The organism is Herpetosiphonaceae bacterium (genome assembly GCA_036374795.1).
Taxonomy (GTDB): Bacteria; Chloroflexota; Chloroflexia; order Chloroflexales; family Kallotenuaceae; genus LB3-1.
Window position 1 is genome coordinate 12,216 of sequence record DASUTC010000339.1, and the last position, 24,446, is coordinate 36,661.

21 protein-coding genes are annotated in these 24,446 nt (G+C 64.3%); 3 read left to right on the forward strand and 18 right to left on the reverse strand.

The window, feature by feature from the left end; genetic code table 11:
• Positions 1 to 170: 170 nt before the first annotated feature.
• The 16 genes from VFZ66_25925 to VFZ66_26000 all read right to left on the reverse strand — a co-directional run bounded on the left by VFZ66_25925 (position 171) and on the right by VFZ66_26000 (position 17,683).
• Positions 171 to 1,682 carry an HD domain-containing phosphohydrolase gene (locus VFZ66_25925; GenBank protein ID HEX6292649.1) on the reverse strand — a complete coding sequence of 504 codons (1,512 nt, stop codon included), beginning with the start codon at positions 1,680 to 1,682 and terminating at the stop codon, positions 171 to 173.
• 60 nt (positions 1,683 to 1,742) lie between these two features.
• Entirely contained in the window at positions 1,743 to 3,425 is a 1,683-nt protein-coding gene (locus VFZ66_25930) for a GAF domain-containing sensor histidine kinase (protein HEX6292650.1), read from the reverse strand.
• Positions 3,422 to 3,757 (reverse strand): divalent-cation tolerance protein CutA, encoded by a 336-nt coding sequence (gene cutA / locus VFZ66_25935; GenBank protein ID HEX6292651.1) that lies wholly within the window; start codon positions 3,755 to 3,757, stop codon positions 3,422 to 3,424. Before cutA ends, VFZ66_25930 begins: the two co-directional genes overlap by 4 nt.
• Positions 3,754 to 4,416 (reverse strand): HAD family phosphatase, encoded by a 663-nt coding sequence (locus tag VFZ66_25940; GenBank protein HEX6292652.1) that lies wholly within the window; start codon positions 4,414 to 4,416, stop codon positions 3,754 to 3,756. The genes cutA and VFZ66_25940 overlap by 4 nt, the downstream gene beginning before the upstream one ends.
• Complete coding sequence (locus tag VFZ66_25945; GenBank protein HEX6292653.1) at positions 4,413 to 5,363, reverse strand: DMT family transporter; 951 nt, start codon at positions 5,361 to 5,363, stop codon at positions 4,413 to 4,415. The genes VFZ66_25940 and VFZ66_25945 overlap by 4 nt, the downstream gene beginning before the upstream one ends.
• 137 nt (positions 5,364 to 5,500) lie before the next feature.
• A complete protein-coding gene (locus VFZ66_25950) occupies positions 5,501 to 5,845 on the reverse strand; it encodes an STAS domain-containing protein (GenBank protein HEX6292654.1) in 345 nt (114 codons plus the stop codon).
• Positions 5,846 to 5,947: 102 nt separating this feature from the next.
• Positions 5,948 to 6,373 (reverse strand): ATP-binding protein, encoded by a 426-nt coding sequence (locus VFZ66_25955; protein ID HEX6292655.1) that lies wholly within the window; start codon positions 6,371 to 6,373, stop codon positions 5,948 to 5,950.
• A gap of 17 nt (positions 6,374 to 6,390) precedes the next feature.
• Positions 6,391 to 7,938, reverse strand: coding sequence for a tetratricopeptide repeat protein (locus tag VFZ66_25960; GenBank protein ID HEX6292656.1), 1,548 nt, complete (start codon positions 7,936 to 7,938; stop codon positions 6,391 to 6,393).
• Between the two features lie 98 nt (positions 7,939 to 8,036).
• Positions 8,037 to 9,110 carry a PP2C family protein-serine/threonine phosphatase gene (locus VFZ66_25965; GenBank protein HEX6292657.1) on the reverse strand — a complete coding sequence of 358 codons (1,074 nt, stop codon included), beginning with the start codon at positions 9,108 to 9,110 and terminating at the stop codon, positions 8,037 to 8,039.
• Positions 9,111 to 9,127: 17 nt separating this feature from the next.
• A complete protein-coding gene (locus VFZ66_25970) occupies positions 9,128 to 10,648 on the reverse strand; it encodes a CheR family methyltransferase (protein HEX6292658.1) in 1,521 nt (506 codons plus the stop codon).
• A complete protein-coding gene (locus VFZ66_25975; GenBank protein HEX6292659.1) occupies positions 10,648 to 12,078 on the reverse strand; it encodes a chemotaxis protein CheB in 1,431 nt (476 codons plus the stop codon). Before VFZ66_25975 ends, VFZ66_25970 begins: the two co-directional genes overlap by 1 nt.
• 107 nt (positions 12,079 to 12,185) lie before the next feature.
• Positions 12,186 to 12,545 carry a response regulator gene (locus VFZ66_25980; GenBank protein ID HEX6292660.1) on the reverse strand — a complete coding sequence of 120 codons (360 nt, stop codon included), beginning with the start codon at positions 12,543 to 12,545 and terminating at the stop codon, positions 12,186 to 12,188.
• 207 nt (positions 12,546 to 12,752) lie between these two features.
• Positions 12,753 to 15,119: a hybrid sensor histidine kinase/response regulator gene (locus tag VFZ66_25985; GenBank protein ID HEX6292661.1), complete on the reverse strand. Its 2,367-nt coding sequence runs from the start codon at positions 15,117 to 15,119 to the stop codon at positions 12,753 to 12,755.
• Positions 15,120 to 15,388: 269 nt separating this feature from the next.
• Entirely contained in the window at positions 15,389 to 16,873 is a 1,485-nt protein-coding gene (locus VFZ66_25990) for a methyl-accepting chemotaxis protein (protein HEX6292662.1), read from the reverse strand.
• On the reverse strand, positions 16,870 to 17,235 hold the full coding sequence (locus tag VFZ66_25995) for a hypothetical protein (protein ID HEX6292663.1): 366 nt from the start codon (positions 17,233 to 17,235) through the stop codon (positions 16,870 to 16,872). Before VFZ66_25995 ends, VFZ66_25990 begins: the two co-directional genes overlap by 4 nt.
• Positions 17,225 to 17,683, reverse strand: coding sequence for a chemotaxis protein CheW (locus tag VFZ66_26000; protein HEX6292664.1), 459 nt, complete (start codon positions 17,681 to 17,683; stop codon positions 17,225 to 17,227). The genes VFZ66_25995 and VFZ66_26000 overlap by 11 nt, the downstream gene beginning before the upstream one ends.
• Positions 17,684 to 17,898: 215 nt before the next feature.
• Between VFZ66_26000 and VFZ66_26005 the strand changes: the two genes are divergently transcribed.
• From VFZ66_26005 to VFZ66_26015, 3 genes are all read left to right on the forward strand, one after another.
• Positions 17,899 to 18,579: an HAD family phosphatase gene (locus VFZ66_26005; protein HEX6292665.1), complete on the forward strand. Its 681-nt coding sequence runs from the start codon at positions 17,899 to 17,901 to the stop codon at positions 18,577 to 18,579.
• A gap of 11 nt (positions 18,580 to 18,590) precedes the next feature.
• The gene (locus VFZ66_26010) at positions 18,591 to 19,412 is read left to right on the forward strand and encodes a formylglycine-generating enzyme family protein (GenBank protein ID HEX6292666.1); all 822 of its coding nucleotides are present in this window, start codon (positions 18,591 to 18,593) and stop codon (positions 19,410 to 19,412) included.
• A gap of 294 nt (positions 19,413 to 19,706) precedes the next feature.
• Positions 19,707 to 20,978, forward strand: a complete 1,272-nt coding sequence (locus VFZ66_26015; protein HEX6292667.1) for a cation:proton antiporter — start codon at positions 19,707 to 19,709, stop codon at positions 20,976 to 20,978.
• A 122-nt stretch (positions 20,979 to 21,100) separates the two neighbouring features.
• Here the strand turns inward: VFZ66_26015 and VFZ66_26020 are convergent, their stop codons facing one another.
• Positions 21,101 to 23,575, reverse strand: a complete 2,475-nt coding sequence (locus tag VFZ66_26020; protein HEX6292668.1) for a transglutaminase domain-containing protein — start codon at positions 23,573 to 23,575, stop codon at positions 21,101 to 21,103.
• A 48-nt stretch (positions 23,576 to 23,623) separates the two neighbouring features.
• A complete protein-coding gene (locus tag VFZ66_26025; GenBank protein ID HEX6292669.1) occupies positions 23,624 to 24,409 on the reverse strand; it encodes a TatD family hydrolase in 786 nt (261 codons plus the stop codon).
• Between the last annotated feature and the right edge of the window lie 37 nt (positions 24,410 to 24,446).

Here is a 24,446-nt window from a genome sequence, read left to right on the forward strand (position 1 = left end):
TGCGCGATCACACGGAAAGCAAAGACGATTCGGGAAACACTCCCGAATCGTTTTGTGTTTCATGAATACCGGAGGTAGTTTAGCTAGAGGCCAGCACCGGCCCTCACACCCGTCCCCTCTCCTATCGCGATGGGAGAGGGGTGCTGGGCACAGCGAAGCGGGGTGAGGGCCTACTGGATCAACGTCCCGATGTTGCCGTCGCAGAACGTGGCCTGCGCTGGCCGATCCTTGCCTTCCAGCAGCGTCTCGCCCTCGCTCTCGATCAGATCGATCAGCACATCCACGATGTCGCCCTGCCACTGCTCGTTGCGACCGGCGCGCAAGATCTTGACCGCCTGCTCCACCGACATGCCCTTGCGATAGGCTCGATCCGAGGTCATGGCGTCCAGCGCGTCGGCCACGGCGATCACCCGCGACTCAAGCGGGATCTCCTCGCCCTTGAGGCCATCGGGATAGCCCGTGCCGTCGTAGCGCTCGTGGTGATGGCGAATAATATCGCGGACATCGTCCAGCACCCGCTCGACGATGCGCGCGCCCGTGATCGGATGCTGCTTCATGCGCTCGAACTCTTCGGGCGTGAGCGCGCCCGGCTTCAGCAAGATCGAGTCGGGCACGCCGATCTTACCGACATCGTGCAGCAGCGCGCCGTAGCGCAGCCGCTCGATCCAGGTTTCGGTTTGCTCCATCACCTCAGCCATGCGCACGGCATACTTCGTCACCTGCTCGGAGTGGCCGCTGGTGTACGTATCGCGCGCATCGATCGCCGCCGCCAGCGCCGCGATCGTTTGCAGATTTTGATGCTTCAGCTTGCTGTACAGCCGTCCGTTCTCCAGCGCGACCGCCATACTGGAGGTGAAGACCTCGAAGAGCTGCGCGTCTTTACCGCTCAGCGGCATGCTTTCGCTCCAGGTCATCTGGAGCACACCCACGGGCCGATCCTGCACCCGCAGCACATGCATAATCTGATTCTCGGTTTCGTGATGATTCACCAGATCGGCGTGTGCCCGTACGATGCTCTCATCGCTGCTCAGCCTGGTCAGCGCCACGGCCCGTCCAACATCGATGCCGTTGGCGATCCCTTTCTGATCCATCAGCGTGAGCTTATGCTCGTTGGGATCGAGCAGCGAGAGGGCCACGCTCGTCGGGCTGAAGCGGTTGCGAAGCTGGCCGATAAAATCGCGGATTTGCGAAGTCACGTCAAGCCGCGCCGAGATCGTCCGGCTCAGTTCCATCAGGGCGACCATCTCCGAGAGTGTCTCGCGCTCGTTGCGGAGGCGTTTCAGCTCGCGCATCTCCAGACAGGTCTGGACCGTGCGCTCCAGGTCGTCAAGCTCCAGCGGCTTGGTCAGATAATCGAACGCGCCGAGCTTGATCGCTTGCTTGGCGGTGTCGATCGAGCCGAAGGCGGTAATCATGATCGTGTCGGTGTCGGGGTAGCGCTCCCTGACCTGGCGCAGCAGCCCCAGCCCGTTGAGCAGCGGCATGCTCAGGTCGGTCAGCACGATGTCATAGGCCGCCTCGCCCAGCCGCTCTAATGCGCGCAGCCCATTGTCAACCTGATCGACTTCATACTGCCGCATCTTCAGCAACCGTACGCAGACGGTTCGGACCAGCGGATCATCTTCCACGACCAGCAGCCGTGGAGTCGTCGTTGGAGCACTCAGCGCCTGGGTTATCTGCATAGAGACATTCCTTACGGGTGGGCGTAGTATCAGAAGTGTACCGTTAACAATAGTGAACGTCTAGATCTGCGGCAAACGCATTGTAAAACAGCTTCCCTCCCAGATCTGCGAGGTAACGGTGATCGTGCCCCAGTGGTTGCGAACGATGTCCAGGGCGATCGGTAGCCCGATGCCGAGGCCGCGCCGCATACCGCCGGAGGTTTTGGTGGTAAACCCAGGCGCGAAGATCCGGTCGCGCAGATCTTCGGGAATGCCGTAGCCGTTATCGCCGATCCGCACGAGCGCCCACTGGCCCTCGCAGCCGACCTCGACGGTGATCTCCGGCTCGTCGCTGGTTTCGATCGCGTCGAGCGCGTTGTTGAGCAGATCCAGGCAGACCTGCTGTAACTGCGCTCGATTGCCGAGCACCACCGGCGATTCTTCCGGCAGACGGCAATGCAGCGCCACCTGTCGCTGCTGGGTCAGGCCCTTGACCACGGCCAGTGTATCGCCGACGACCTCGTTGAGCTTGACCGGCACTTTGGTCATGGCGCTGGTATGGCCGAAGTTCGACAGCCGCTTGACAAACTCGCCGACGCGCTGCGCCTCGGCGATGATCGCCTGCGCATCGCTGTCCGCCGCCTCCGGGAGCGTCGGGTCGCGCCGCAGCAGCGAGGCCAGCCCGATAATCGCGCTGATCGGATTCTGGAGCTCGTGCGCCAGACCCTCGACCAGATCGCTGATCGCGCTGGAGCGCATCTGGTGGATATGCTGCACCAGCATACGCACCGATTGCTGCGCCTGCTGCTCACACTGGATCTGCTCGCGCAGCCAGACCATCAGCGCCGTCACGATCGCGCTGATCTGCTGGAGCGCCGCAGGCTCGACCACGCCAAACGGCAGCGGTGTCGTGTAATACAGCTCGGCCCAGCCGAGCGCCTCGTGCTCGTGGATAAAGGGTAGCACCAGCCCGGCCTCGCCCCGCTGCATCGTCGCCGCCGACCCGGCTGCTGGATCGGGCTGGCCCGCCGGATCGGGCTGCGGCCACTGCGCGACGACCGTCATCAGGCGCTCGTCCTCGATCGGGCCTGCATCTGGTGGCGGCGGCACCGCCTGATTGAAGCCAAGCCCATAGGCCAGCTCGGTCGGCAGCATCAGCGTTCCCGCCACGGCTTCGCTCGCCGTCACGATTTCTCCGAGCAGCGCCTGAAACGTATCGCGCAGGCTGGGCGCGAGCAGCGCCGCTTCGATGCCGCGCAGCATATGGCGCTGCGCCGCCATCTCATGCCGCGTGTGCGCTGCCACTTCGAGCTGCGCCAGGCCGAGCGCCGCGTAGCGTACCAGCGTCTCGGCCTGCCGCAGATGGGTGTCGCTAAACCGATTCGGCTGTGTGCTGAGCATCTCGACCCAGCCGCGCCGCATGCCGTGCAGCACCAGCGGCACGCCCAGCCAGCAGCGCAGATCGCCCTCGTGAATGTCCGGCTGGCTGTGCAGATCGGCGATTCGCGCGGCCTCGGCGGTGGTTTGAAAGATAAAATGGCGCGGCGATAGCGTCGACGGCAGCACCGCGTGGTCGGGATAGACCACGCGCAGGGCCGGGTGATCGTCATGGCCCAGCCAGACCGCCGCGACATCGTACGGCACGTAGAGCTGTAAGTCGAGCAGCAGTTGCTGGAGCTGTCGGTCAAGGATCTGGTCGAACGTGTCCGACTCCGATGCGGGCGATGGTGAGGACGAGTCTTCCTGAAAGGTCTGTGAGATCATGGCTGGTCCTCCGGTCCCACCTGCATGGCTAGCCATTGTAGATACGCCGACGAGCCGCCGACAACTGGCAGCGCCAGCACCTCAGGCGTCTCATATGAGTGCAGCTCCACGATCCGCTGTGTCAGTTGATCGAGATGCGTTGCGCTGGTCTTGATCAGCAGCAGCACCTCGGCATCATCCTGGATCGCCCCCTGCCAGCGATAGATCGACCGCAGGCCCGGCACAAGGTTCGCGCAGGCGGCCAGCCGCTCTTCTACCAGCGCCCGGCCAAGCTGCGCCGCCTCTTCGATCGTTGGTGCCGTCACCAGCACCACCAGCGTCGTATCGCTCATCGTCCAACCTGCCGTTGTTGCTGCTCGATCCAGACTCGAAACGCGCCCAGCGATTGGCATAGCATCTGCGCCGCGCCGAAGTCGAGATCGCGTGTCAGCTCGTTGGGCACCGCCACTGCGAACATGCCCGCCGCCCGCGCGGCTGCGATCCCATGCGGCGCATCTTCCACCACCACGCACTGCGCGGGCGACACGTCCAGCAGCTCGGCGGCTCGTAAGAAAATATCCGGGGCGGGCTTGCCCCGTGTCACCGTATCGCCGGTGACAATCGCATCGAAGGCGTGCTCCAGCCCCAGCTCACGCAGCGCGATCGTCACATAGCGCTGGTGTCCCGATGTCGCCAGCGCCGTGCGCAGCCCAAGCCTGTGCATCGCCGCGACCGTCGCGCTCGCCTGCGGCATTGGCTGGAGCACGCCCGGCAGCGAGTCCAGAAAAAGCGCGTCGCGCTCTGCCATCACCTGCTCGACCGAGAGCGGCAGGCTCAACTCCTGGCGCACCAGCGCGGCGCTGTCGAGCAGCCGCAGGCCAAACATGCGATCGATCAGCTCCGGCTCAAGCACGCGATCGTAGCGCTCGACAAAGCGATGCCACGCTCTTTTTTGCAGCGGCTCGCTATCGGCCAGCAGCCCGTCGAGGTCGAAGAGCACCGCCGCGATCATCGCGCACCGTCCAGCATCACGTCGTCGGCGATCACCTGGGCCAGCTTGTCGGGTGACGCATTGCGGCTGAGCGAAACCTCGGCCACGATCACGCCCAGCAGCATCAGGCCGCCGCCGAGCCAGACCGCCGCCGTCAGCACCTCGCCGATCCACAGCCACGAGAAGAGCGCCGCAAAGACCGGCTCAAGCGCAAAAATCAACGCCGTATGCGTCGCCGTGGTGTAGCGTTGCAGCTTCAGTTGCAGCGCGAACACCAGCGCGGTCGCAACCAATCCCAGAAACAGCGCGGCTCCCCAGACGCCCCAGGACGGCGCGGGAAGCGGCCAATCGCTCATGATCGCCGCGCCGGTTGCCAGCAGCGCCGCGACGATCAACTGAACCGTGTTGATCGGCACGATCGGCAGCGTGGTTGCCCAGCGGCTAACCGCGACGATATGCATGGCGAACGCAAACGCGCAGACCAGCACCAGCAGGTCGCCCAAGCGCTGGGCGGGCGTCGCGTCCACGCCCACGGTACAGCCAAGCCACGGTATGCGGCAGCCCCACGAAAGAACTGCTAAGCCAACCACGGCCAGCGCCACGCCGACGACCGCGCGCCGGGGCGGCTGCTGCCCAAAGCCCAGGCCAAGCAGCGGCACCAGCACCACGTTCAGCCCGGTGATGAATCCGGCCCGCGCCGGGCTGGTGTACTGAAGGCCGAGCGTCTGGCTGGCAAACCCGGCAAATAACAGAGCGCCCAGCAGCGCGCCGACCACTACGACCTGTCGGGTTAGCTCGGCCCGTCGCCGCGCCAGCGTCGGCAAGAAGACCGCTGCCGCGCATCCAAACCGCAGTGCGATCAGCGCCAATGCCGGAAACGTCGCCACCGCCTCGTGGACGATGGTAAACGTTGTGCCCCAGATAAGCGCGATCAATACCAGCAAAAGATCTGCCCGCCGTTGACTCACCCTACTGCTCCCAAACATGTGACGATCACAGGCGGCACGCGATGGAAGAGATTGGCCTGCGGTCCTGCCGCAGGCTGATAGGGAAGATCGCCGCGTACATCCTCTAAACGTTCAACGATTGGCAGCATTATACCCAATCAAACACGGGCTGGTTCGCGATACGCCGCGAGATCGGCCTCGTCGACGATCGGCATGAAGCGCGACATCTCGACCATCTTGAAGATCTTCTGATGGTGCGGGCTGACATTGATCGCAAACAGCTTGTAGCCCGATTTGCGCGCCGCGACGACAAACTTGAGCAGCGCCGAGATTCCGGCTGAGTTGATAAAGTTGACCTGCGCGAAATCGAGCGCCGTGATCGGACGCATATCGCTGCACATCTGCTCAATCAATCCCGCCGAGATGGCGTCGATGCTGGGCATGCTGATGCGCAAAACCGCCAGATCGCCTTGTTCTTCGCGTCGGATCGTGTGCTGAGCCATATGAACATCCTTTCTATGGTAGCCAATACGCTTGCATAAATGCGTTGGTTCGATCGCTGCCGCTCGTGCCGGTTCGGCAGACCATCCCGGCTCGATCGCGGCTTACTCCTCCGGCTTGCGGAAGATTCGTAAGGTCATAACCGTGCCTTCGGCGGTGCTGGTCACTTCGCACTGATCGACCAGCGAGCTGATCAGATACATGCCGAAGCCGCGCAGCATTCCGGCGTCCAGGTTGTCTTCTTCGACCACCCGCCTGCTCCAGTCGATCCGCTCCACACCACCGCCGTGATCCGTCACGCGCACCTCAAGATGATCGCCGTTCACGCTGAACGACACATCCACCGGAAGATGGCTCTGACGTTTGCTGCCGTGATCGATCGCGTTGTTGACGGCCTCGCTCACGGCCAGCTTCAAGTCCTCAATCCGCTCAGGGTCGAAGCCGAGCGTATCGCCAAGTTCCGCCGCGCTGGCCCGTACAACTCGCTCGAACGCCGGATCAGAAGGGATGGATAACGTTACACGATGCATACACTACGCTCCGACCATTACGAAGATGAGGGCATGACTTGATGCGGCAATCGAGGGACGCGACCACCGCGCGCCATGAACCGATCGTAGCGCCGCAGGTAGGCCCGCCCGACGGGGGTGTTGCCGGTTTGGAGATAACACGCTCCCAGGTAGTACAACGCCTGGGCATGGTTCGGCTGGGCTTTGATCACCTGCTCGAAGAGCGGGATCGCCCGCGCGGGCTCAAGCAGCTCCTTGTAGCAGGTGCCCAGCAGGAAGGCCGCCTCGATGTCCTGCGATTTTTGCTCAAGCACGGCCTCCAGCTCCACCGTCGCCAGATCGTGCCGTCCACGCCGAATGTAGATGCAGGCCAGATCGTAGCGCAGCGAGGCGGCGCGCGGCGTCAGCGTAATCGCCTGCTTCCACGCGGTAATCGCCCAGTGCTCCTTGCCGATCACCAGATACATAAAGCCGAGCAAATAGAACGCGACCGAGTCGTCGCCGAGCAGGTGGGTGGCGCGCTCAAGCGCACGAGCCGCCGCCTGGGGCTTGCCCAGATCGTAGAGCAGCTTGCCCATCTGCACAAAGATCTGGCCCTCGGTCGGACGCTGCCGCGCGCACTCGTAGAGGATGGTGTAGGCCTGCTTCAGGCGCTTGCCCAGACGCAGCACCGCCGCGATGCGCAGCCGCGCGGCGACATAGAACGGGTCCTGCGGCGGAATATGCAGATATTCACGCACGGCCTCTTCCCAGCGCCGCCGCCGTGCCAGGAGGTTGCCCAGCAGAAAGCGCGCGCGATGCTCCTCCGGCTTCCATTCCAGCAGCGCGCGGTAGATCCGCTCGGCCTCTTCTTCCGCGCCCTGGTTTTTGAGATCGTCGGAGAGGCGATAGTACCACTGCGAGGTGTCGGCCTCGGTTTTGTTGACGAGCTCCTGCGGCTCCGATTCGGGCGAGATAAAGGTTGGCTCGACGCGCAGCGCCTCGGCAAAGCAGCGCTGCGCCAGCTCGTGCGCGCCGTGGCGCTGATGCATCAGGCCCATGTAGTAGAGCGGCTCGCCCGCCTGTGGCCGCACCTCGCGCGCCGAGGCATAGTGAATATAGGCCCGCACCGAGTCGTCGAGATGCTGGTAGCAGCGTCCGAGCGCGAAATGCGCCTCGTACAGGCCATCGTTGTGCTCCAGCGCCTCCTTGAAGGCCGCGATGGCCCGCTCGGTCTGGCCCATGGCCGCGAAGGCCACGCCGAGATTGTAGTGCGCCTCAGACAGCGACGGATCGGTGCGCACGGCCTCAAGGTACTCGCGCAGCGACGCATCCCAATCTTCGGCAAAGGCCCAGGCGTTGCCAATATAGAGATAAATAATCGCGCGCTCGCGGTCGGAGATAAGCGCGTGCTGCGTCCCATCGACATACGCCGCGATCAGCGCTGCTTTGAAACGTTCTACGGCTTCCGGGTACTGCGCGCTGAGATAGGCGCGAATGCCTTGGGTAAAGGCCGTGCCCAGTTCTGAGCCGTCCATAAAGCGCTCGCTGCCCACAAAGGTATCGAGGTCGAGCGGCATGAACACCAGCGGCTCGGAGGTAATCATCTATGGCTCCTGCAACGTAGAACGGGGAGCTGGCCGGTCGATCGCGCGCTCATAACGGTTGGCACGTCGTGTCACGCGCGAGTACCGGCTCCACACAGCTATACACATGCATCCATTTCTGCGCGTACCGTCGTGCGGTACTCCTCCAGCGTCAATCGGAGCTGGGCCAGCAGCTCACGGCTCAGGCCGCGCCCATGACGAGCCTGCACGATCTTGCCGATCTGCGGCAGCGCCGCCTGCCACTCCTGCACATCCGCCGGGATCTGCCCGATCTCGACCCACAGCGCCGCCGCGCCCATCTCGCCCATCACATCGACGCTGATGTTGCGCAGTTCGGCGTTCAGATCGGGCAGCCGTCGGCGCATCACCACCATCGTCATGTCGTCGGCCAGCGTGTTGCCGCTCCATGTCTTGACCGTGTTGAGGATCGTCGCCATCATCGAGCGCGGACGCTGCTGGTGGCTGCGCAGCAGCAGCGATTGCAGCCGGGTAAAGCCGTACATCCGCTCGCGGGGATCGCTGGCCTCGGTGATACCGTCGGTATAGAGCAGCGCCGTCTCGCCGGGAGCCAGCGTCGCGGTGATCGTCTCGTACTCGGCGTCGGGGTCGATCCCCAGTGGCAGGCCCGTCACCTCAAGCTCATGGACATCATGGCCGATCAGCACCGGGAAGTTATGCCCGGCGTTGGCGATATGCAGCGTGCCGGTATGAATCTCGGCGTGGACGTAGAGCATCGTCACCATGCCGTGGGGCATCTCGCTGATCAGCGCGCGGTTGAGCGCGGCCAGCGTCGCGCCCGGCGCGAGCTTTTCGCGGGCGATCTGCCGAAAGAGCGTGCGCGCCACGGCCATGCGCAGCGCCGCCGCCAGGCCGTGCCCTGAGACATCGCCGATCATCAGGCCGTGCCAGTTGTCGTCCAGCGCCGGAAAATCGTAGAGATCGCCGCCGAGCTCGCTCGCGGGCAGCGAGGCTGCGGCCAGCTCCCATTTATGCAAGCGCGGCACCGTCTGCAACAGCAAGCCCTGCTGTAGCTCGCGCGCCATGCGCAGATCTTGAGCTAATTCAGGGTGATCGCCGGGTGTTGCCCGTCGCGGCCTCCGCGCAACCACCGCGGGGCGTCCCGTCAGGCGTTGATGGGGAGAGCGATGGCTCACGAGACTTTTCCACGACATGCAAGGCATCCTCTAAACTAGCGGTGTTGGAATCGATCGGCTTCGAGATGTTGCAAAAACCGCTGACATGTTTCACGTAGCCAGGCGACGGTCACGCCATCCAGGACCTCAGCCTCGTCCAGGTCGGCCAGCTTGCGCAGCGCGCTGCGGTACTCGCGCTCGGCCAGGTCGAGCCGCTGCTGGCTGCGGTAGGCGTTCGCCAGATGGAACGACGGCAGCGGTGCCTGTGGCAGCAGATAGCGCACGCGCTCAAGATGGATCACCGCCTCGTCCCAGCGCTCCTGGTTGGCGTAGAGCATTCCCAGCAGCAGATGCGCGTCATGGACCAGCACATCGCACTCGATCGCGCGCTGCGCCTCGGTCGCCGCCTGCTCCCAGTCGCCGCGATTGGCATGAATGCGGGCGATGGCCGCCAGCGCGTGCGGGTAGGCTGGCTCGTCGGCGCGCACTCGTCGCAGCGTGTGCAGCGCATCGTCGAGCTGTCCGGCTTGCAGGTGGGCCAGGCCCTGATCCAGAAATGCCTGACTCGTCGGCGCGGGCGGGCGGGACGGTAGCCGCGCTGCCGTACGAGGCCGCGCTTCGCGCTGGGGGGTGCGCTCACGGGGTGGTGCCTCGAAGGGCGCTGGCTGCTCGCGCAGGAGCTTCTGGCTTTCGCGCGCTGCGGCGCGCTCGGTTCGCTCGCGAAGCTGGTGCTGATGCCGTGCCCGCAGTGCGCCCGTGCGCGGCAGCGGCTTGCGATAGACAAATGCTCCCGCCAGTTCAACCGTCTCAAAGCGGTCGAAGATACGCCACAGAGTCTCGGAGAAGCCCAGGAAAAGATACCCACCCGGTCGTAGGACCTCGAAGAAGCGAGCCATTAACGCCCGGCACACATCCACCGAGAAGTAGATCGTCACGTTCTGGCAGAAGATAATATCGAGCGCGCGCGCCCATTTCGGCACGGGCGTGTGCAGGTTATGCTGCTCGAAGTGGATCAGCGCGCGCACCTCAGGCCGCACCAGATGGTAGCCCTGATCCGGCGTGAAGTAGCGCGTGAACTCTTCCTGCTTGACATTCATCAGCGTGCGGCCCCGGTAGCGCCCAAGCTGCGCTTTCGCCAGCGCCTGGGTGCTGATGTCGGTAGCATGGATCTCCACCTGGCGCGGCAACGGCTCGCCGAGCGTCTGAAGGATCGAGATCGCCAGCGAGTACGGCTCCTCGCCGGTAGCGCAGCCAGCGCTCCAGCAGCGGAGCGGCATGGCCGCTGTGCGCTCGCGGTGCAGCGCAGGCAAAATATGCTCGCGCAGCGCGCGATGATGCGCCGGAGTGCGGAAGAACTGCGTCTCATGGTTGACGACCAGCTCCGTCAGCCGGTGCAGCTCGGCGGCGTCGATCTGTTGCAGATAGGTGTGTGTCTCGTCGAGGCCAAGCGTTTCCATGCGCACCGCGATGGCGCTCTCAAGCGATCGATGGCGGCTGCCGTCCATCAAAAAGCCGCTGTACTCGGCGATGCTGCCGGCGAGCGTTTGAAACTGGGCGGTGGAGAGAGTCGGTCGCATCAGCGTTGCTCCTTGACCACGTTCTCGCGCAGCAAGACCTGCAAGCGGCCCGCGATGGCCTCTGGACTCAGCACCTCGTGGACTACCTGCGCCTCAATCGCGGCGCGCGGCATGCCAAAGACGATGCAGGTTTCGCTGTTCTGAGCGATGGTATAGCCGCCCTCGCGGTAGATCGCGCCCATGCCCGACGCCCCATCGCGGCCCATGCCGGTCAGCAGCACGCCGATAGCGCGGGTGCCGTAGGCCTCCGCCGCGCGCTGCATCGTCACATCCACCGAGGGCCGCTGGAGCAGCGCGGGCTGCGACGAGAGGCTCAGCACGCCGTCGCCGTCGATCAGCAGGTGCATGTTGTCGGGCGCGACAAAGACTCGTCCGGGCAGCGCTATATCGCCCGACTTCGCAAGCTGAACCGGCATCGGAGTGGATGCGGCCAGCCAGTCGACCATGCCGCGCGTAAAGCCGTCCGCAATATGCTGCACCAGCAGGACCGAGGCAGGCAGGTTGACCGGCAACTGGCGCAAGATCTGCTGCACCACGCGCGGCCCGCCAGTCGACGCGCCGATCACGATCACCTTGTTGGCCGCGCCCATCGTCGAGCGCCGCGTGACGATCGGCGGCGGGTTCACCGGAGCGCTGGCAGGCGTTTTTGCCGCCGGGCTGGTCGTCGGGGGCGTAGCGGGTGTTTTCGCTGGCGGCGTGCTCGGCGGCGCAGATCCGAGCGGACGGGAGCCGCGCAGCCTGCGCTGGGCGGCATCGCCGGGCGTAGAGGTGCTCGGCGGCGCAGATCCGAGCGGACGGGAGCCGCGCAGCCTGCGCTGGGCGGCATCGCCGGGCGCCAGCGAGAGCGTTCCCCGTGTGCGGCGCAGGGAGTCCGTGCCGGATAATGGGCGCGAGCCGCGCGCGCGGCGCAGCGCGTCGCCGCCGCCGAGCGGACGAGAGCCGCGAAGTCGCCGCTGGGCCGCATCGCTGCTGTCGGCTTCCGACGTGTCGCGCATGGAGCGCCGCCGACCACGGAGATGCGTCACGACGCGCACGCGCGACAAGACTTTGATCCGCTTGATCAGCGCGGCGCGGGCCTGCTCCAGACCACCGGGATCGCTGCTGGAGGGCTTTTCCATCACATCGAGCGCGCCCAGGCCAAGCATGCGGAAGGTGATGTCGATATCGAAGCGCGAGAGCGAGGCCGTCAGCACCAGGATCGGCGTCGGGTAGTACGCCATGATGTGCTCGGTAGTCTGCAAGCCGTCCATCACCGGCATGCGCACATCCATCGTAATCACATCGGGCCGCAGCGCTACCACCTGCTCGATCGCAGCCTGCCCATCACGCGCCGTCCCGACGACCTCGATCTCAGGATCGGACGTGAGCAGCGCCGTCAGTGCGCGACGCATCAGCGCAGAGTCATCGACAATCAACACACGGATAGGCATAGCGGTATCGCAACTCCGAAGCGATCGAATCCAGGGACGCGGACGAAAGAACCGAGAACTAAGAACCAGGGAGAACTCAGAACTCGAAACTTGAAACTCATGAATAGTTATACGCCGAGCAGTACTTTGACCCGGTTGGGCAGATCCAGCAGATCGAGATCCTTGTTGAGGTAATCATCGACACCTGCCTCAAAGCCCGCGCGCCGGTCGTCCATCGAGGTCAGCATGATAATCGGCAGATCTTCCAGCGCCGGTTGTTCGCGCAGGCGGCGGCAGACCTCGTAGCCATCAATGCCCGGCATCTGAACGTCCAGCACGATCAGGTCGGGCATAACATCGTGGACCCGATCCAGCCCGTCTTCGCCGCTATGCGCGACCTGGACTTCGTAGCCGTACATTTCCAGCCGCATTTTGACAATGTCGGTAACGAGTCTGCTATCGTCGACAATCAGGATGGTGGCGCTCATGCAAACCTCCAGCATGCGATCGTGCCGATATCGCATGCGCTACGTATCACTTGGTGGCTGTAAGAACTGTCTCTCTATGTGCGGCGTGGATAATCGCTCAACCCGGTTCATGACTGTTGTGCAGCATACGAGAATCTCCAGCACGCGGGTATAGTACTGGAGCCTACACTTTTGTCGCCGTTTGATAGATACGGAAAGGGACGGCTATCACGGCGCTGCGCCCACCAGATCGCGCACGGCAGCCAGCAGATTCGATTGATCGAACTGCGATTTGACGATGTAGGCTTGCGCTCCCGCGACGATGCCCTGGCGCTTGTGCTCGTCTGAGTGCAGGCTGGTGACGATGATCACGGGGATGTGTGTCAGCGCCGGATCGGTGCGGATGTTGGAGGTCAGGCCAAAGCCGTCCATCCGAGGCATCTCGACATCGCTGACGACCAGATCGAAGCGCTGATCGGCGCGCAGTTTGTCCAGCGCGTCCTGCCCATCGACCGCTGTTGTGACGTCGTAGCCGGCGGATTGCAGGATCGAGCGCAGCAGCTCGCGGGTCGTAAACGAGTCGTCGGTGATTAGCAGCCGATGCCTGCGCGCGGCCTTCTTGCTGGCGAAGCTTGCTCTGCGCGCCCGTCGGGTGCGGCTGAGGAGGCCCTGAGCGCTCAGCACCACGGCGAGCGAGCCGTCAGGCAGCGGCGCGATGCCGGAGACGAGCGGATGATTGGGAAAGAGCGGGCCAAGCGGCTTGACCACGACCTCACGCTCGTCTACCAGCCGATCGACCAGCACCGCCGTCGGGCGCGTCGTGCCGATCAGCAGTGCGTGGTCGCGCGCGAGCTTAACGTCGTCCTGCGGCAGATCGAGCAGATCGGCCAGCGTCACCAGCGGCACCAGCCTGCCGTCGATCTGGATCAGCGGCTGCCCTTCGACGCGATGGACCGCCTCGCGCTCCAGCCGCAGTAGGCTCTGGCAGCTACGCGAGGGCAGCGCCCAGAGCTGCTTGCCCGCCTCTACCAGTAGCACCTGCGAGGTCATCAGCGACACCGGCAGAATCAGCGAGATCGTCGTGCCCCGGCCAGGCGTGCTGTCCACGGCGACCTGACCACCAAGCTCGACCATGCGCGAGCGAACCACGTCCATGCCGACGCCGCGCCCCGATACGTCGGTGATGATCGGACTCATCGAGAAGCCCGGCATGAAGATCAGATCGATCGCCTCGGCATCGTTGAGCATCGCCGCCGATTGCTCGTCGAGCAGCCCTTTGCGAACCGCCGCCGCCCGCAGCGCCGTCGGGTTCATGCCCCGCCCATCGTCGATCACGTCGATGCGGATCTGCCCGTGCTCGGCGGTCGCCGCGACGATGACTCGCCCGGTCGGGGGCTTTCCGGCGCTCGCCCGCTCCTCAGCCGACTCCAGGCCGTGGTCGAGGGCGTTGCGCACCATATGCAGCAGCGGATCGCTCAGCGCATCAAGCACTTTGCGGTCGGCCTCGGTTTCTTCGCCTTGCAGCTCAAGCTCGACTTGCTTGTTGAGCGTGCGGGCCAGCTCGCGGACGGCGCGCGGCAGCGTGGCGAAGATCGTCGCCACCGGCACCAGTCGCGCCGCGAACACCTCGGCCTCCAGCTCGTCGACCAGTAGCGCCTGCGCGGCGGTATGCCGGGCGTACATATCGTGCTGAGAGCGAACGATCTGCCCAAGCTCGCCGGATCGAGTCTGCAGCTCGTTGATCCGGTGCGTGACGCTCTGGCGCTGCGACGGCGATAGACGCGCGTGACGCAGCTCGCCTTCAAGCGCCTGAAGCGTGCGCTGCTGCTGCGAGATCAGCGACGTGAGCGTTTGTAAGCTTTGGAGATGCAGCGTATCTTCCTGCTGCCCCACCATCAGCTCGCCCGCGACCGCCAGCAGCCGGTCGAGCCGATCGACGCGCACCCGCACCGTGCCGCGCTGCGCTCGTGGGCTCGCCGCTGTCGCCGTGGGTGTCAATGGTGCGGGGGGCGCTGTGGGCGCTGCCGCCGGTGCTGTCGGCGCTGACACCGCTGCCGTGGGCCGCGTGCTGGCCGGTGGCGCCTGTGTCGCCGCTGTCGTCGGTGTCGTCTCGGCTGCGGCTACGGGCGGCTCGCCTGCGGGCGGCTGCTCGTCCGCAGGCAATGCATCGACCGGATCGGGCGCGGGGCTGTTTGGAGCCGGATCTGGGAGCGGCTGACCGCTGGCCGCGCCCTCAAGCCGGGCGATTAGCGCCGTGGTATCGATCTCCACGCTGCGCTGCTCGCTGGCCGCCGTGGCAAGCGTCAGCAAGGTATCGTTGGCTTTGAGCAGCAGATCGTTGAGCGTGGCCGAGAGCGCGATGTTGCCATCGCGCAGCGCCCCCAGCAGGCTCTCCATCGCGTGCGCGACATTGGCAACCGCGCCGAAGCCCAGGAGCCGCGACGAGCCTTTGACGGTATGCGCCGCCCGAAAGACGCCATCAAGCGTCGCCCGATCGCCGGGATCGTTTTCGAGCGCCAGCAATCCTTCCGCAATCACGCGGACATTGTCGATGGTTTCTTCGCGGAATTGGGCGTAGAACGCGCTGAGATCCATAGGTCAAAGAATAAAGCGAGAACAGAGAACAAAGAACAACGGAACAAAGAACAAAACGAGAATAGAGAACAGAGAGCAAAGAACAAAACGAGAAAGGAACCAATTGCTGTTTAATGACTTCTTTTTCTGTGATTCATGTCAGCTATGCGAGAAACATAAAGGGCTTGTTCGATTCGGGATAGTGCCGGTATATACAAAAATCAAGAACAAAGAACAAAGGATACGAGCATAGGCTCTGCTCTTTGTTCTTTGTTCTTTGCGCTTCTCTGCTACACGCTACTCGTCAGGCCGTGCAGCCGCTCGGCAATCGCCGTCAGCGTTGCCGCCGCCTCGGCCATCTGCCGCGAGCCTGCCGCAGTCTGCCGCGATACCTCGGCGACATCGCGCATCGTCTCGACGACCTGCTCGCTGGCCGTCTGCTGCTGCGAGGTTGCCAGGCTGATCTCCTGCGACGACTGGACCGTTCGCTCGGCCATCATCACGATCGTATCCATCACCTGACCGGCGCGATTCGCCAGCAGCGCGCCGCGCTCGACCTCCTTAACGCCCTCCTCGGTCGCCATGACCGCCGACGAGGTTGCGGCCTGGATCTCGGCGACGACGCTCTTGACCTCTTTGGCGGCGGCGATCGTGCGGTTAGCGAGATTCTTGACCTCGGCGGCCACCACCGCGAAGCGCCGCCCGTACTCGCCCGCGCCTGCGGCCTCGATCGCGGCGTTCAGCGACAGCAGATGCGTCTCATCCGAAATATCGTCGATCAGATCGATGATCTCGCCGATCTGCTGCGAGCGCTCGCCCAGCGCCAGAATGCGGGTTGCAACATCCTGCACCTTGCCTTTGATGCGCTCCATCGCGGCGACGCTCTCGTCCACGGCGCTCTGGCCCTGGCTGATATTTTCGAGCGTCGCGCTGGCGGCATCGCTGACCTGCTCCGCCGATTGCGCGATCTGGCGCGAGGTATAGCCCAGCTCCTCGATCGTCGATGTCACCTCGGCCACCGCCGACGCCTGCTCGGTCGCGCCGCTGGCCTGCTGCTGTGAGGTCGCCGACATCTCGGAGGCGGCAGCCGAAAGCTCGGACGCCAGCTCGATCTGCTGCGCGTTCTTTTCGAGCAGCATCTTATTGGTCTGCAAGAGCTCCTGCGCCCAGGTGCGCGCCTTGGCCGAGCTGTTGTCCAGCGAGCTGGTCGAGACGGTGATCGTCATCGTGACGACAAGAAACGTGAGCACGTAGTTGAGCGTGCTAAACAGGAGATTGAGCATCTCGCTCTCAACTCGTCGCGGCACGATCACGCCGAACGCCTCCAGCACAGCCAGCGCCACGTAGCACAGCAGGACGATTACGCCCATCCGCATGCTGTCGCCGATGCCGCTCATCAGCCCGGCCAGGATAATCGGCAGCACGTAGTAGACGGGAACCGGCCCGGTGATGCCGTTATACGCCCAGATCTCGATCGTGATCGCGATCATCAGGTAGATCAGACTGTAGCGTCCGGCCCGCATGATCTGGTTGCGAAACGCCAGCAGCGGTACCGGCATACCGGCGACAACTGCGATCAGCGAAACCCACAGCGGCCAGAGCAGGTTCGGCTCGTGGGTCTGGAGCCAGACCAGCAGGATCGCCACGGCCATGAGCCCAAAGCCAGCTATCCCGCCCAGCCCGATCGCTTGAACCAGCGGGCGGTAGCGGGCGGTGTCGTCGGTATCATGCGCCGAAACATCAGGTACCAGGCGTTGTACAATCGACAGGTTCATGGAGCATCGTATCCAATCTGAAGCGCGAGTTGCACCAGGTCAACCAACGGCATTAATTCGGTATCGTCAAGAATGAGCCCACATACGGCTGGATGGGCCTGCCCTGCGAGCCAGGCCGGAAGCTGGAACCGCGGCAGCGCCTCGCGCAGATCGGCGCGGCGCACGCGAAACGCGACATCTCGCTCGGTGCCAGCGACGACCAGCGCGTACTGCTCGTCGGCGGCGGTCGTCGCTCCCAGCAGATCGGCCAGCCCGATCAGCGGTTGCTCCGCGCCCGCCCGCTGTAGCTCGCGCACTGTCCGGCGCGGCACGGCATACTGCTGCCCGCCCGCTGCCACGATGATCAATTGCTCATCGTGCATCGTGCTCTGCCGTGATCGTCGCGAAGATTGCCGGCAGATCGAGCAGCGCGACCGGCTGATCATCGTATGTGACCAGACCGGAGAGATATTGCGCCTGCGCGGCTGGCAGCGACGATGGCAGCGGCTCGACCGCCCCGTCGTCGATGTAGACGATGTCGGCAACCGCATCGCCGATGATGCCCGCCTGGATCGCGCCCTGCTCCACGACGATAATCCGCGTGCTGCGTGTCGGCAGCGGCTTGCCGATGCCCAGCAGCGAGCGCACGTCGAGCACGGGCAGAATCGCCCCCCGGTGATGGAGCATGCCGATCACCGTCTGCGGCGTGCCCGGAATTGGCGTGGGCGTGCGCCAGCGCAGCACCTCGCGCACGACATCCATCGACAGGCCGTAGTGCTCGTCCGCAAGTTTACATAGCAAGAAGCGTATCGTCTCAGTAGCTACCAGCATATCCACATATCTTTTTAAGGGGATGTGTAACGTCAGGATAACGAGCCGGTATGGTCGGGTCAAGCCGCGCAGCTAGTACGAGAGGTATGCCCTTTCTCAGTACTCTTGTGTGTATCATACGGGCGTAGCAGAAGACGCCCAGGACACTGGTACAATCTCTGCCGACCGATGGGCATGGATCATCATTTGGTTACGACAGATGGGAGCGATCATCGATGATAGACCAAAACACGACGACGGGCCGCGCGCGTGCGGTGCTGTGGGACGTCGACGGCACGCTGCTCGACTCCGCGGATTATCATTGGCTGGCCTGGCGCGACACGATGGCGGCGGAAGGCTTCGATCTGGCCCGCGAGCGTTTCGCTGCGTCGTTTGGCTGGCGCAACGATGCCATTTTGCGCGATTGGCTGGGCGCGGATCTGACCGATGCGGAGATCGCGCGGATCGGCGATGCGAAAGAGGCGCTTTATCGCAGGCTGATGCGTGAGCGTGGCGTCAAGCCGCTGCCGGGCGTCCGCCGCTGGCTGGATCGGCTCCACGCCGCCGGGTGGCGGCAGGCGGTGGCCTCGTCGGCACCCCGGCTCAACGTCGCGGCGATTCTGGAGGCGCTGGAGATCGCGCCGCTTTTTGAGGCGATTACCTCGGCGGAGGACGTGCAGCGCGGCAAGCCCGACCCGCAGGTCTTTCTGGTCGCCGCCGAGAAGCTGGGCGTCGCGCCACAGCGCTGTATTGTCGTGGAGGACGCGCCCGCCGGAGTCGAGGGCGGACGCCGCGCGGGGATGCGTACCGTCGGCGTGCTGTCGTCGCATCCCGCGCTCTCAGCCGATCTCGTGGTTCCGACGCTCGACGAGCTGCCGGACGATGCCTTCGATCGGCTGCTCGACGGCGTGGCTTAGGCGATGTCGCTATGAGTCTAGAGATGCTACTGCCGCCGTTCATCACGATCCCGGCTGGTCCGTTCCTGATGGGCACGTTCGACGCCGAGCGCTCCCGTCTGGCGACGCGCTACGGCGGCACCCGCGAAAGCTACGCCGAGGAGTCGCCCCAGCACGAGGTGCTGCTTGCCGAGTTCGCGATCGGCCAGGTGCCCGTGACGAACGCACTGTACGCCGCGTTCCAGCAGGCGACCGGCGCGCATCGTCCGATCGTCTGGGGCGGCGCGCTGACCGATGCCCTGCGCGATCATCCGGTGGTCGATGTAAGCTGGCACGAGGCGCAGGCGCTCTGCGCCTGGCTCGTCGAGCAGACCGGGCAGCGCTACCGCCTGCCGACCGAGGCTGAGTGGGAAAAGGCGGCGCGCGGCAGCGATGGACGCGCCTTTCCCTGGGGCGACGAGTTCGATCTACGGCGCTGCAACGTCCGCGAGAGCGGCCTGGGCATGACCACGCCGGTCGGCTCGTATCTCGCGGGCGCGTCGCCGTACGATTGCCTGGACATGGCTGGCAGTGTGTGGGAGTGGACGCAATCGCTGCAAGCGCCCTACCCCTACCGCGCCGACGATAGACGCGACGGCATGGAGCCACGGATCGAGCGCCGCACGCCGCGCTTTTTGCAGCGATTGCTGCGAACCGCGCCAGAGCACGCGCCGCCCCCGGTTGAGACGCGGCGGGTCATTCGCGGCGGCTGCTTTGCCAATCCCGAAGGCTTTGCCCGCTGCGCCTGTCGTCTGCGGCTCCAGCCTGAGCGCCGCACGCCCTTTCTTGGGATTCGGCTGATCCGCGATGCATAGAGCGTACAAACAAAGAACAAAGGGGAGAACGGACAACCAAGAACCCAACTCTCCCTCGCTTCTGCCGCAGGCCGAGCGGGAACGCGACCGGCGAAGATGGGAAGGGGGACGGGTGAGGGCCGCGCCAAGCACCAAGAACCAACGGAAGAACCAAGGAGCATGGGGACCAGGCATGCGGGAAGCGGCAGCGCACGGCCTGACGCCTGACCCCCGACTCCCTGATCCCTGGGGCTTGGAACGCGCAACTTCGGATAGCCCAAGCGAAAGGATACGATCAGCGTGAACTCAAATCACATGGCGTTATTCTTAGCGGTCGTCCCTGCATTGGCCGTGATTGTCGGTTTCTCGCAGCTTATGAGTCGGCTGGCGCTAGCCGTCGGTCAGCCGCGAGTCGTCGGCGAGATGGTAGCTGGTCTGCTGCTTGGCCCATCACTGTTTGGGCTGATTGCTCCAGAGCTACACCAGGCGCTCTTCTCACCCGATGTCAAGGCTGTGCTGTATGTGCTGGGTAACATCGGCCTCACCACCTATATGTTTTTGGTAGGGGCAGAGATCGATCGTGATTGGCTTGTCGGAGGGCAGATCCAGCGTGCGGTGATCCTGGCGGTATCGGGTATCGTGCCCTCCTTTCTGTTGGGCGTGGCGGTTGGCTACTGGCTACACGGAGCGCTCGCACTTGAGCATATAAGCGCGCTGAAGTTTGCCTTTTTCATGGGCTGTGCATCGTCAATTACGGCCTTCCCGATGCTGGCTCGCATTCTCCAGGAGCGTGGTCTGTCCAACTCGCTGATCGGCTCGCTGACGCTCGTCGCCGCATCGATCGACGATGCCGTCGCCTGGTCCTTCCTGGCGATTATCACGGCGATGTTCCAGGCGCGGACGCTCTTTGCCGGGCTTGCTACGATCCTCGGCGGCATCATGTTCACAGCGATGATGCTGGTGGTCGTGCGGCCAATGGTGCGGCCTTTGGGCGATGCGACCGAGCGCAGCGGTACGCTTAGCCAGCCTGGATTGGCGTTCGTTCTGCTTATTTTGCTTGGCGCTGCATGGTTCACCGATTATATCGGGATCTTTTCGGTCTTTGGCGGTTTTATTACCGGCCTGTGTATGCCGCGCACGCAGATCTTACGGCGGGAATTACGCGACCGGCTGCTGGATTTTAATGTGGTGCTCTTGATTCCGGTTTTTTTCACCTATTCAGGATTGAATACCCGCTTCAACGGCTTGACCGGCATCGCCCTGCTGGTCCCGTTTCTGATTGTGCTCCTGGCGGCGGTGGTCGGAAAATATGGCGGGTGTGGCCTAACGATGCGCATGATGGGATTTTCCTGGCGGCAATCTTCCGCCATCGGCGGGCTGATGAATGCGCGAGGATTGATGGAGTTGATGCTGATCAATTTGGGACTGGCCTATGGCATGATCACACAGGATGTCTTTTCGATCCTTATGCTGATGACCATTATCACCACCGCGATGGCAATGCCGATCTATCGTCTATCGCTGCCGCGGGAGCACGAGACTGAGCTTCGTCAGGTGATCGAGACGAGCAAGGTTTCGCAGGCGTGAGCAGGCCAGTGATCAATCGCATATTCCTGCTGCCGCTGCTCCGGGCGCTGCCACAGGCGCGCAGCGCAAACAAAAACGGTCATGAGCCAGGCCCATGACCGTCCGGTACGTCCTGCGCCAGATCAGCGGCGCTTGCGATTGCCCGCGCGGCGACGACCTGCGCGGCGCTCATCCGACCTGCTGCGCGCGCGGCGTCCCATACCCGCCCAGCGCGTCAGCAGCGTGCCGAGCAGCGGCCAGCGAAGCTGCTCCCAGGCTTTTTCGACGGTGCCCGCGTGCGCGCGCCGCTCCGTGGGCGCGCTGTATCGCTCGCGGGTGTCGGCCGAGGCGATGTCGACCAGCGGCGCGCGCTGGGCGGGCATATGCTCGGCAAACTGCACCGCAAACTCGTGCGGCGTGATCGATTCCTTCGGCCCCAGGCCAGCCCAGCGCGCTACGCGCAGCGTGCGGGCATAGGCCAGCGATGCTGCGCCCGCGCCGCTTGGCCGCCGCAGGAAAAAGACGGCAAACAGCGCCAGTGCGATCACGCTGCCGCCGATCGCGCCGCCTCGGATCAGCGCTACGCGCCGCTCGCGCGCCTCCTGCTCGGCGATCAACCGCTTGACCTGCTCAGGATCGGAGATGTTGCCTTCAGTCTCGGCCAGACGACGCTCCAGCTCCTCCAGGCTCATCTGGCGTCCCATGAACAGCGGACTCTGTGCATCGCTGCTGGCGTCGCCCTGGCCGCCCTCCGACGCAGGAGTTTCCGGTCGTTCGGGCAGCGTGGTGTAGGAGGCCGGTGTCGGCTCGAAGCGCTGCCAGCCGTAGCCCGGAAAATAGACTTCGACCCAGGTATGCGCTACGTTTTGCCGGACCTCGTACAGACCCTTCTCGGAGTTGAACTCGCCGCCCGCGTAGCCGGAGACGAGCCGCGCCGGAACGCCCTGTGAGCGCAGCATGATCGCCATCGCCGAGGCGAAGTAATCGCAGTAGCCGCGCTTCAGATCGAAGAGGAACCAGTCGACGCGATCACGGTCTTCCGGCGGAAACGGAATCTTCTCGTCGTACGGAAACGAGCGCAGGAAGGTCTGGATCGCCTCGGCCTTGTCGTAGGGATTGCTCGCGCCGCCCGCGATCTCCTGCGCCCTGGCCTTGACTCGATCGAGCTGGTTGCCTTCGGGCAGTTGCAGATAGCGCTGAACCCACGGCGCGTACTCGATGGGTGCTTGACGTAAGTCCTGCTTGTTGGCAGCGCTCACCAGCGACTCGACGGTATACTCCATGCCGGTGCGCACGCCGCTCGACTGTGCGGAAAAGAGCGAGGTGTCGGTGTAGTTGGCGACGGTCTTGCCATCGACCGTGATGAACGAGTGTTTGACCTGGATCGGCACGCTGACCGAGATCGGCTGTGTTGCCGCGAACAGCGTGGCCTGCGGGAAGCTCTGCCGCAGCGTGTAGGTCTGCGTCACCACGCTCCGGGCGACGATGTCGAGCTGCGACATGCTCTTGCCAGCCTCGATCGGCGTGCGCGCGCGCTCCTCCTGGCTCAGCCCAAGTGTCGCGGCGGCCACCTGGCCCGTCGTATCCGACCACGAGAGGCCGCCGGGTCCGAAATCGCCGACGTAGCGGTCGTAGGCCGTAGCCCGCCAGTAGTCGAAGTAGGGCTTGTCCTCGCCATCGACCGAGCGCACCTCCATCACCAGCTCGTTGCCGAGCGAGCGAGCGCCGCCCAGGTTCAGCGCGCGACCGCCGAAGAAGCCGCCGCCGCCCGCGTTGGCCGGCGCGTTGATGTTCGAGAAGGCTTTGTCCCAGCGGTTTTGAATGTTGAGCCACGGCTCGCGCATCCGCTGCCAGACATGCGCGACCTGCGCGCTGGTGATGCGCGTCGGCAGCAACGTGGTAAACGTCAGCAGCACGGCCACAACCATCGTTCCCGACAGGATGAAGCGCCAGCCGAGCAGATCGGGAACCTCGATCATCGCCGCCGTCCACGTGTTGGCGCGGTGAAGATAGCTTTGATGCACCAGCAGCAGCAGGCTGGCTCCGGCGAAGAGATAGAACAAAATCGCCGGTGGCTTGGGCGAGGCGTGAGTCAGGTTGACCAGCAGGATCAGCGCGTTCAAGATCAGCGGCGACCATGACCAGCCGCGCCGGATCAGCATCCACATCGTGGCGTAGCTGAGCGCCCAGGCCAGGAGCGCCAGCACGGTGATGAACAGCAGCAGGTCCTCGCCCGTGCCGCCGTTCGCCAGGATACGCATCAGGATGATCGCGCGGATCAGAATCTCGGTCGCCTGGTCTTTCCAGGTGGGCAATGCGTCGCCCAGCAGCGGGCCGATGCGGTTGACGGCCCAGACGACGCCGAGCACGATGCTCAGGCTGTGCGCGAGCCACTTCGGCAGCCAGCGCGCCTGCGCGAAGCCCGCACCAACCAGGATACCGCCGACCGCTACCATCAGCAGCACTTGCAGGCCGCGCGCCCAGTTAGAGGCGATAATGCTCTGCACCGTCGCCAGAGTCATCGTCGCGCCCAGCACGATGGTGATCAACGCTGGTCCGAATTGTGTCACGCCGGAGGCTGGACGCCGCCGGTGGAGAACAGGAGTTACTACTGCCATAAAGATCGTGATGGGCGATGCCTGCGTCGCAGCGGCGGCGCAGCCTCATCAGCCATAAGATATAGCTTGCAGCTTGGGAAACACGCTGTGCGCGTTATCCCAGGCTGCCTGCACAAGGTCGTCGTATGGTATACCACGTAGCGCAGCGATTCGTTCAGCCACGAAGTGGACGCGCGCCGGCTCGTTACGCTTGCCCCGGAACGGATGCGGCGACAGGTAGGGACAGTCGGTTTCGATCAGCAGGCGATCGAGCGAGACACGCTGCGCGACCTCGTGAAGCTCGGTGGCTTTGGGGAAGGTGACAGGTCCGGCCAGAGAGATATACGCGCCCAGCTCAAGGCACGCCGAGGCGTAGGCCCAGTCGCCGCTAAAGGCATGCATCACGATCGTCAGGCCGCGCGCGGACTCCGACAGGATACGCACGGTATCGGCCTGCGCGTCGCGGGCGTGGATCACCACCGGCATGCCGTGCTCGCGAGCCAGCGCAAGCTGCGTCCGAAACAGCGCGTGCTGTGCATCCTGCGGCGCGCGGTTGTGGTGATAGTCCAGCCCGATCTCGCCGAGCGCGACCACCTTGGGCTGTTGCAGCAGCGCGGCGATCTCGTCGAGGTGTTCGGTGGTGGTGATGAGCGAGTAGTGCGGCTGAATCCCGGCGGTGGCGTAGATCTGCGGGTGCCGCGCGGCTAGCGTGGCGCTGGCATGGCTCGACGGCAGATCGTAGCCGATGTTGATCAGCTTTGCCACGCCTGCCGCCCGGGCACGCTCCAGCACCGCCGCTCGGTCGGCGTTGAACGCATCGATATGCACATGGGCATGGGTGTCGATTAATGGCACATCAAGATTCTACCACAATCGCACGATCGGGGCACTT

What these genes read in the sequence shown, in the direction of transcription:
- VFZ66_25925 (HEX6292649.1), bottom strand. Translation starts at nt 1,682, where the DNA reads ATGCAGATAACCCAGGCGCTGAGTGCTCCAACGACGACTCCACGGCTG.
- VFZ66_25930 (HEX6292650.1), bottom strand. Translation starts at nt 3,425, where the DNA reads ATGATCTCACAGACCTTTCAGGAAGACTCGTCCTCACCATCGCCCGCA.
- cutA (HEX6292651.1), bottom strand. Translation starts at nt 3,757, where the DNA reads ATGAGCGATACGACGCTGGTGGTGCTGGTGACGGCACCAACGATCGAA.
- VFZ66_25940 (HEX6292652.1), bottom strand. Translation starts at nt 4,416, where the DNA reads ATGATCGCGGCGGTGCTCTTCGACCTCGACGGGCTGCTGGCCGATAGC.
- VFZ66_25950 (HEX6292654.1), bottom strand. Translation starts at nt 5,845, where the DNA reads ATGGCTCAGCACACGATCCGACGCGAAGAACAAGGCGATCTGGCGGTT.
- VFZ66_25955 (HEX6292655.1), bottom strand. Translation starts at nt 6,373, where the DNA reads ATGCATCGTGTAACGTTATCCATCCCTTCTGATCCGGCGTTCGAGCGA.
- VFZ66_25960 (HEX6292656.1), bottom strand. Translation starts at nt 7,938, where the DNA reads ATGATTACCTCCGAGCCGCTGGTGTTCATGCCGCTCGACCTCGATACC.
- VFZ66_25965 (HEX6292657.1), bottom strand. Translation starts at nt 9,110, where the DNA reads ATGTCGTGGAAAAGTCTCGTGAGCCATCGCTCTCCCCATCAACGCCTG.
- VFZ66_25970 (HEX6292658.1), bottom strand. Translation starts at nt 10,648, where the DNA reads ATGCGACCGACTCTCTCCACCGCCCAGTTTCAAACGCTCGCCGGCAGC.
- VFZ66_25975 (HEX6292659.1), bottom strand. Translation starts at nt 12,078, where the DNA reads ATGCCTATCCGTGTGTTGATTGTCGATGACTCTGCGCTGATGCGTCGC.
- VFZ66_25980 (HEX6292660.1), bottom strand. Translation starts at nt 12,545, where the DNA reads ATGAGCGCCACCATCCTGATTGTCGACGATAGCAGACTCGTTACCGAC.
- VFZ66_25985 (HEX6292661.1), bottom strand. Translation starts at nt 15,119, where the DNA reads ATGGATCTCAGCGCGTTCTACGCCCAATTCCGCGAAGAAACCATCGAC.
- VFZ66_25990 (HEX6292662.1), bottom strand. Translation starts at nt 16,873, where the DNA reads ATGAACCTGTCGATTGTACAACGCCTGGTACCTGATGTTTCGGCGCAT.
- VFZ66_25995 (HEX6292663.1), bottom strand. Translation starts at nt 17,235, where the DNA reads ATGCACGATGAGCAATTGATCATCGTGGCAGCGGGCGGGCAGCAGTAT.
- VFZ66_26000 (HEX6292664.1), bottom strand. Translation starts at nt 17,683, where the DNA reads ATGCTGGTAGCTACTGAGACGATACGCTTCTTGCTATGTAAACTTGCG.
- VFZ66_26005 (HEX6292665.1), top strand. Translation starts at nt 17,899, where the DNA reads ATGATAGACCAAAACACGACGACGGGCCGCGCGCGTGCGGTGCTGTGG.
- VFZ66_26010 (HEX6292666.1), top strand. Translation starts at nt 18,591, where the DNA reads ATGAGTCTAGAGATGCTACTGCCGCCGTTCATCACGATCCCGGCTGGT.
- VFZ66_26015 (HEX6292667.1), top strand. Translation starts at nt 19,707, where the DNA reads ATGGCGTTATTCTTAGCGGTCGTCCCTGCATTGGCCGTGATTGTCGGT.
- VFZ66_26020 (HEX6292668.1), bottom strand. Translation starts at nt 23,575, where the DNA reads ATGGCAGTAGTAACTCCTGTTCTCCACCGGCGGCGTCCAGCCTCCGGC.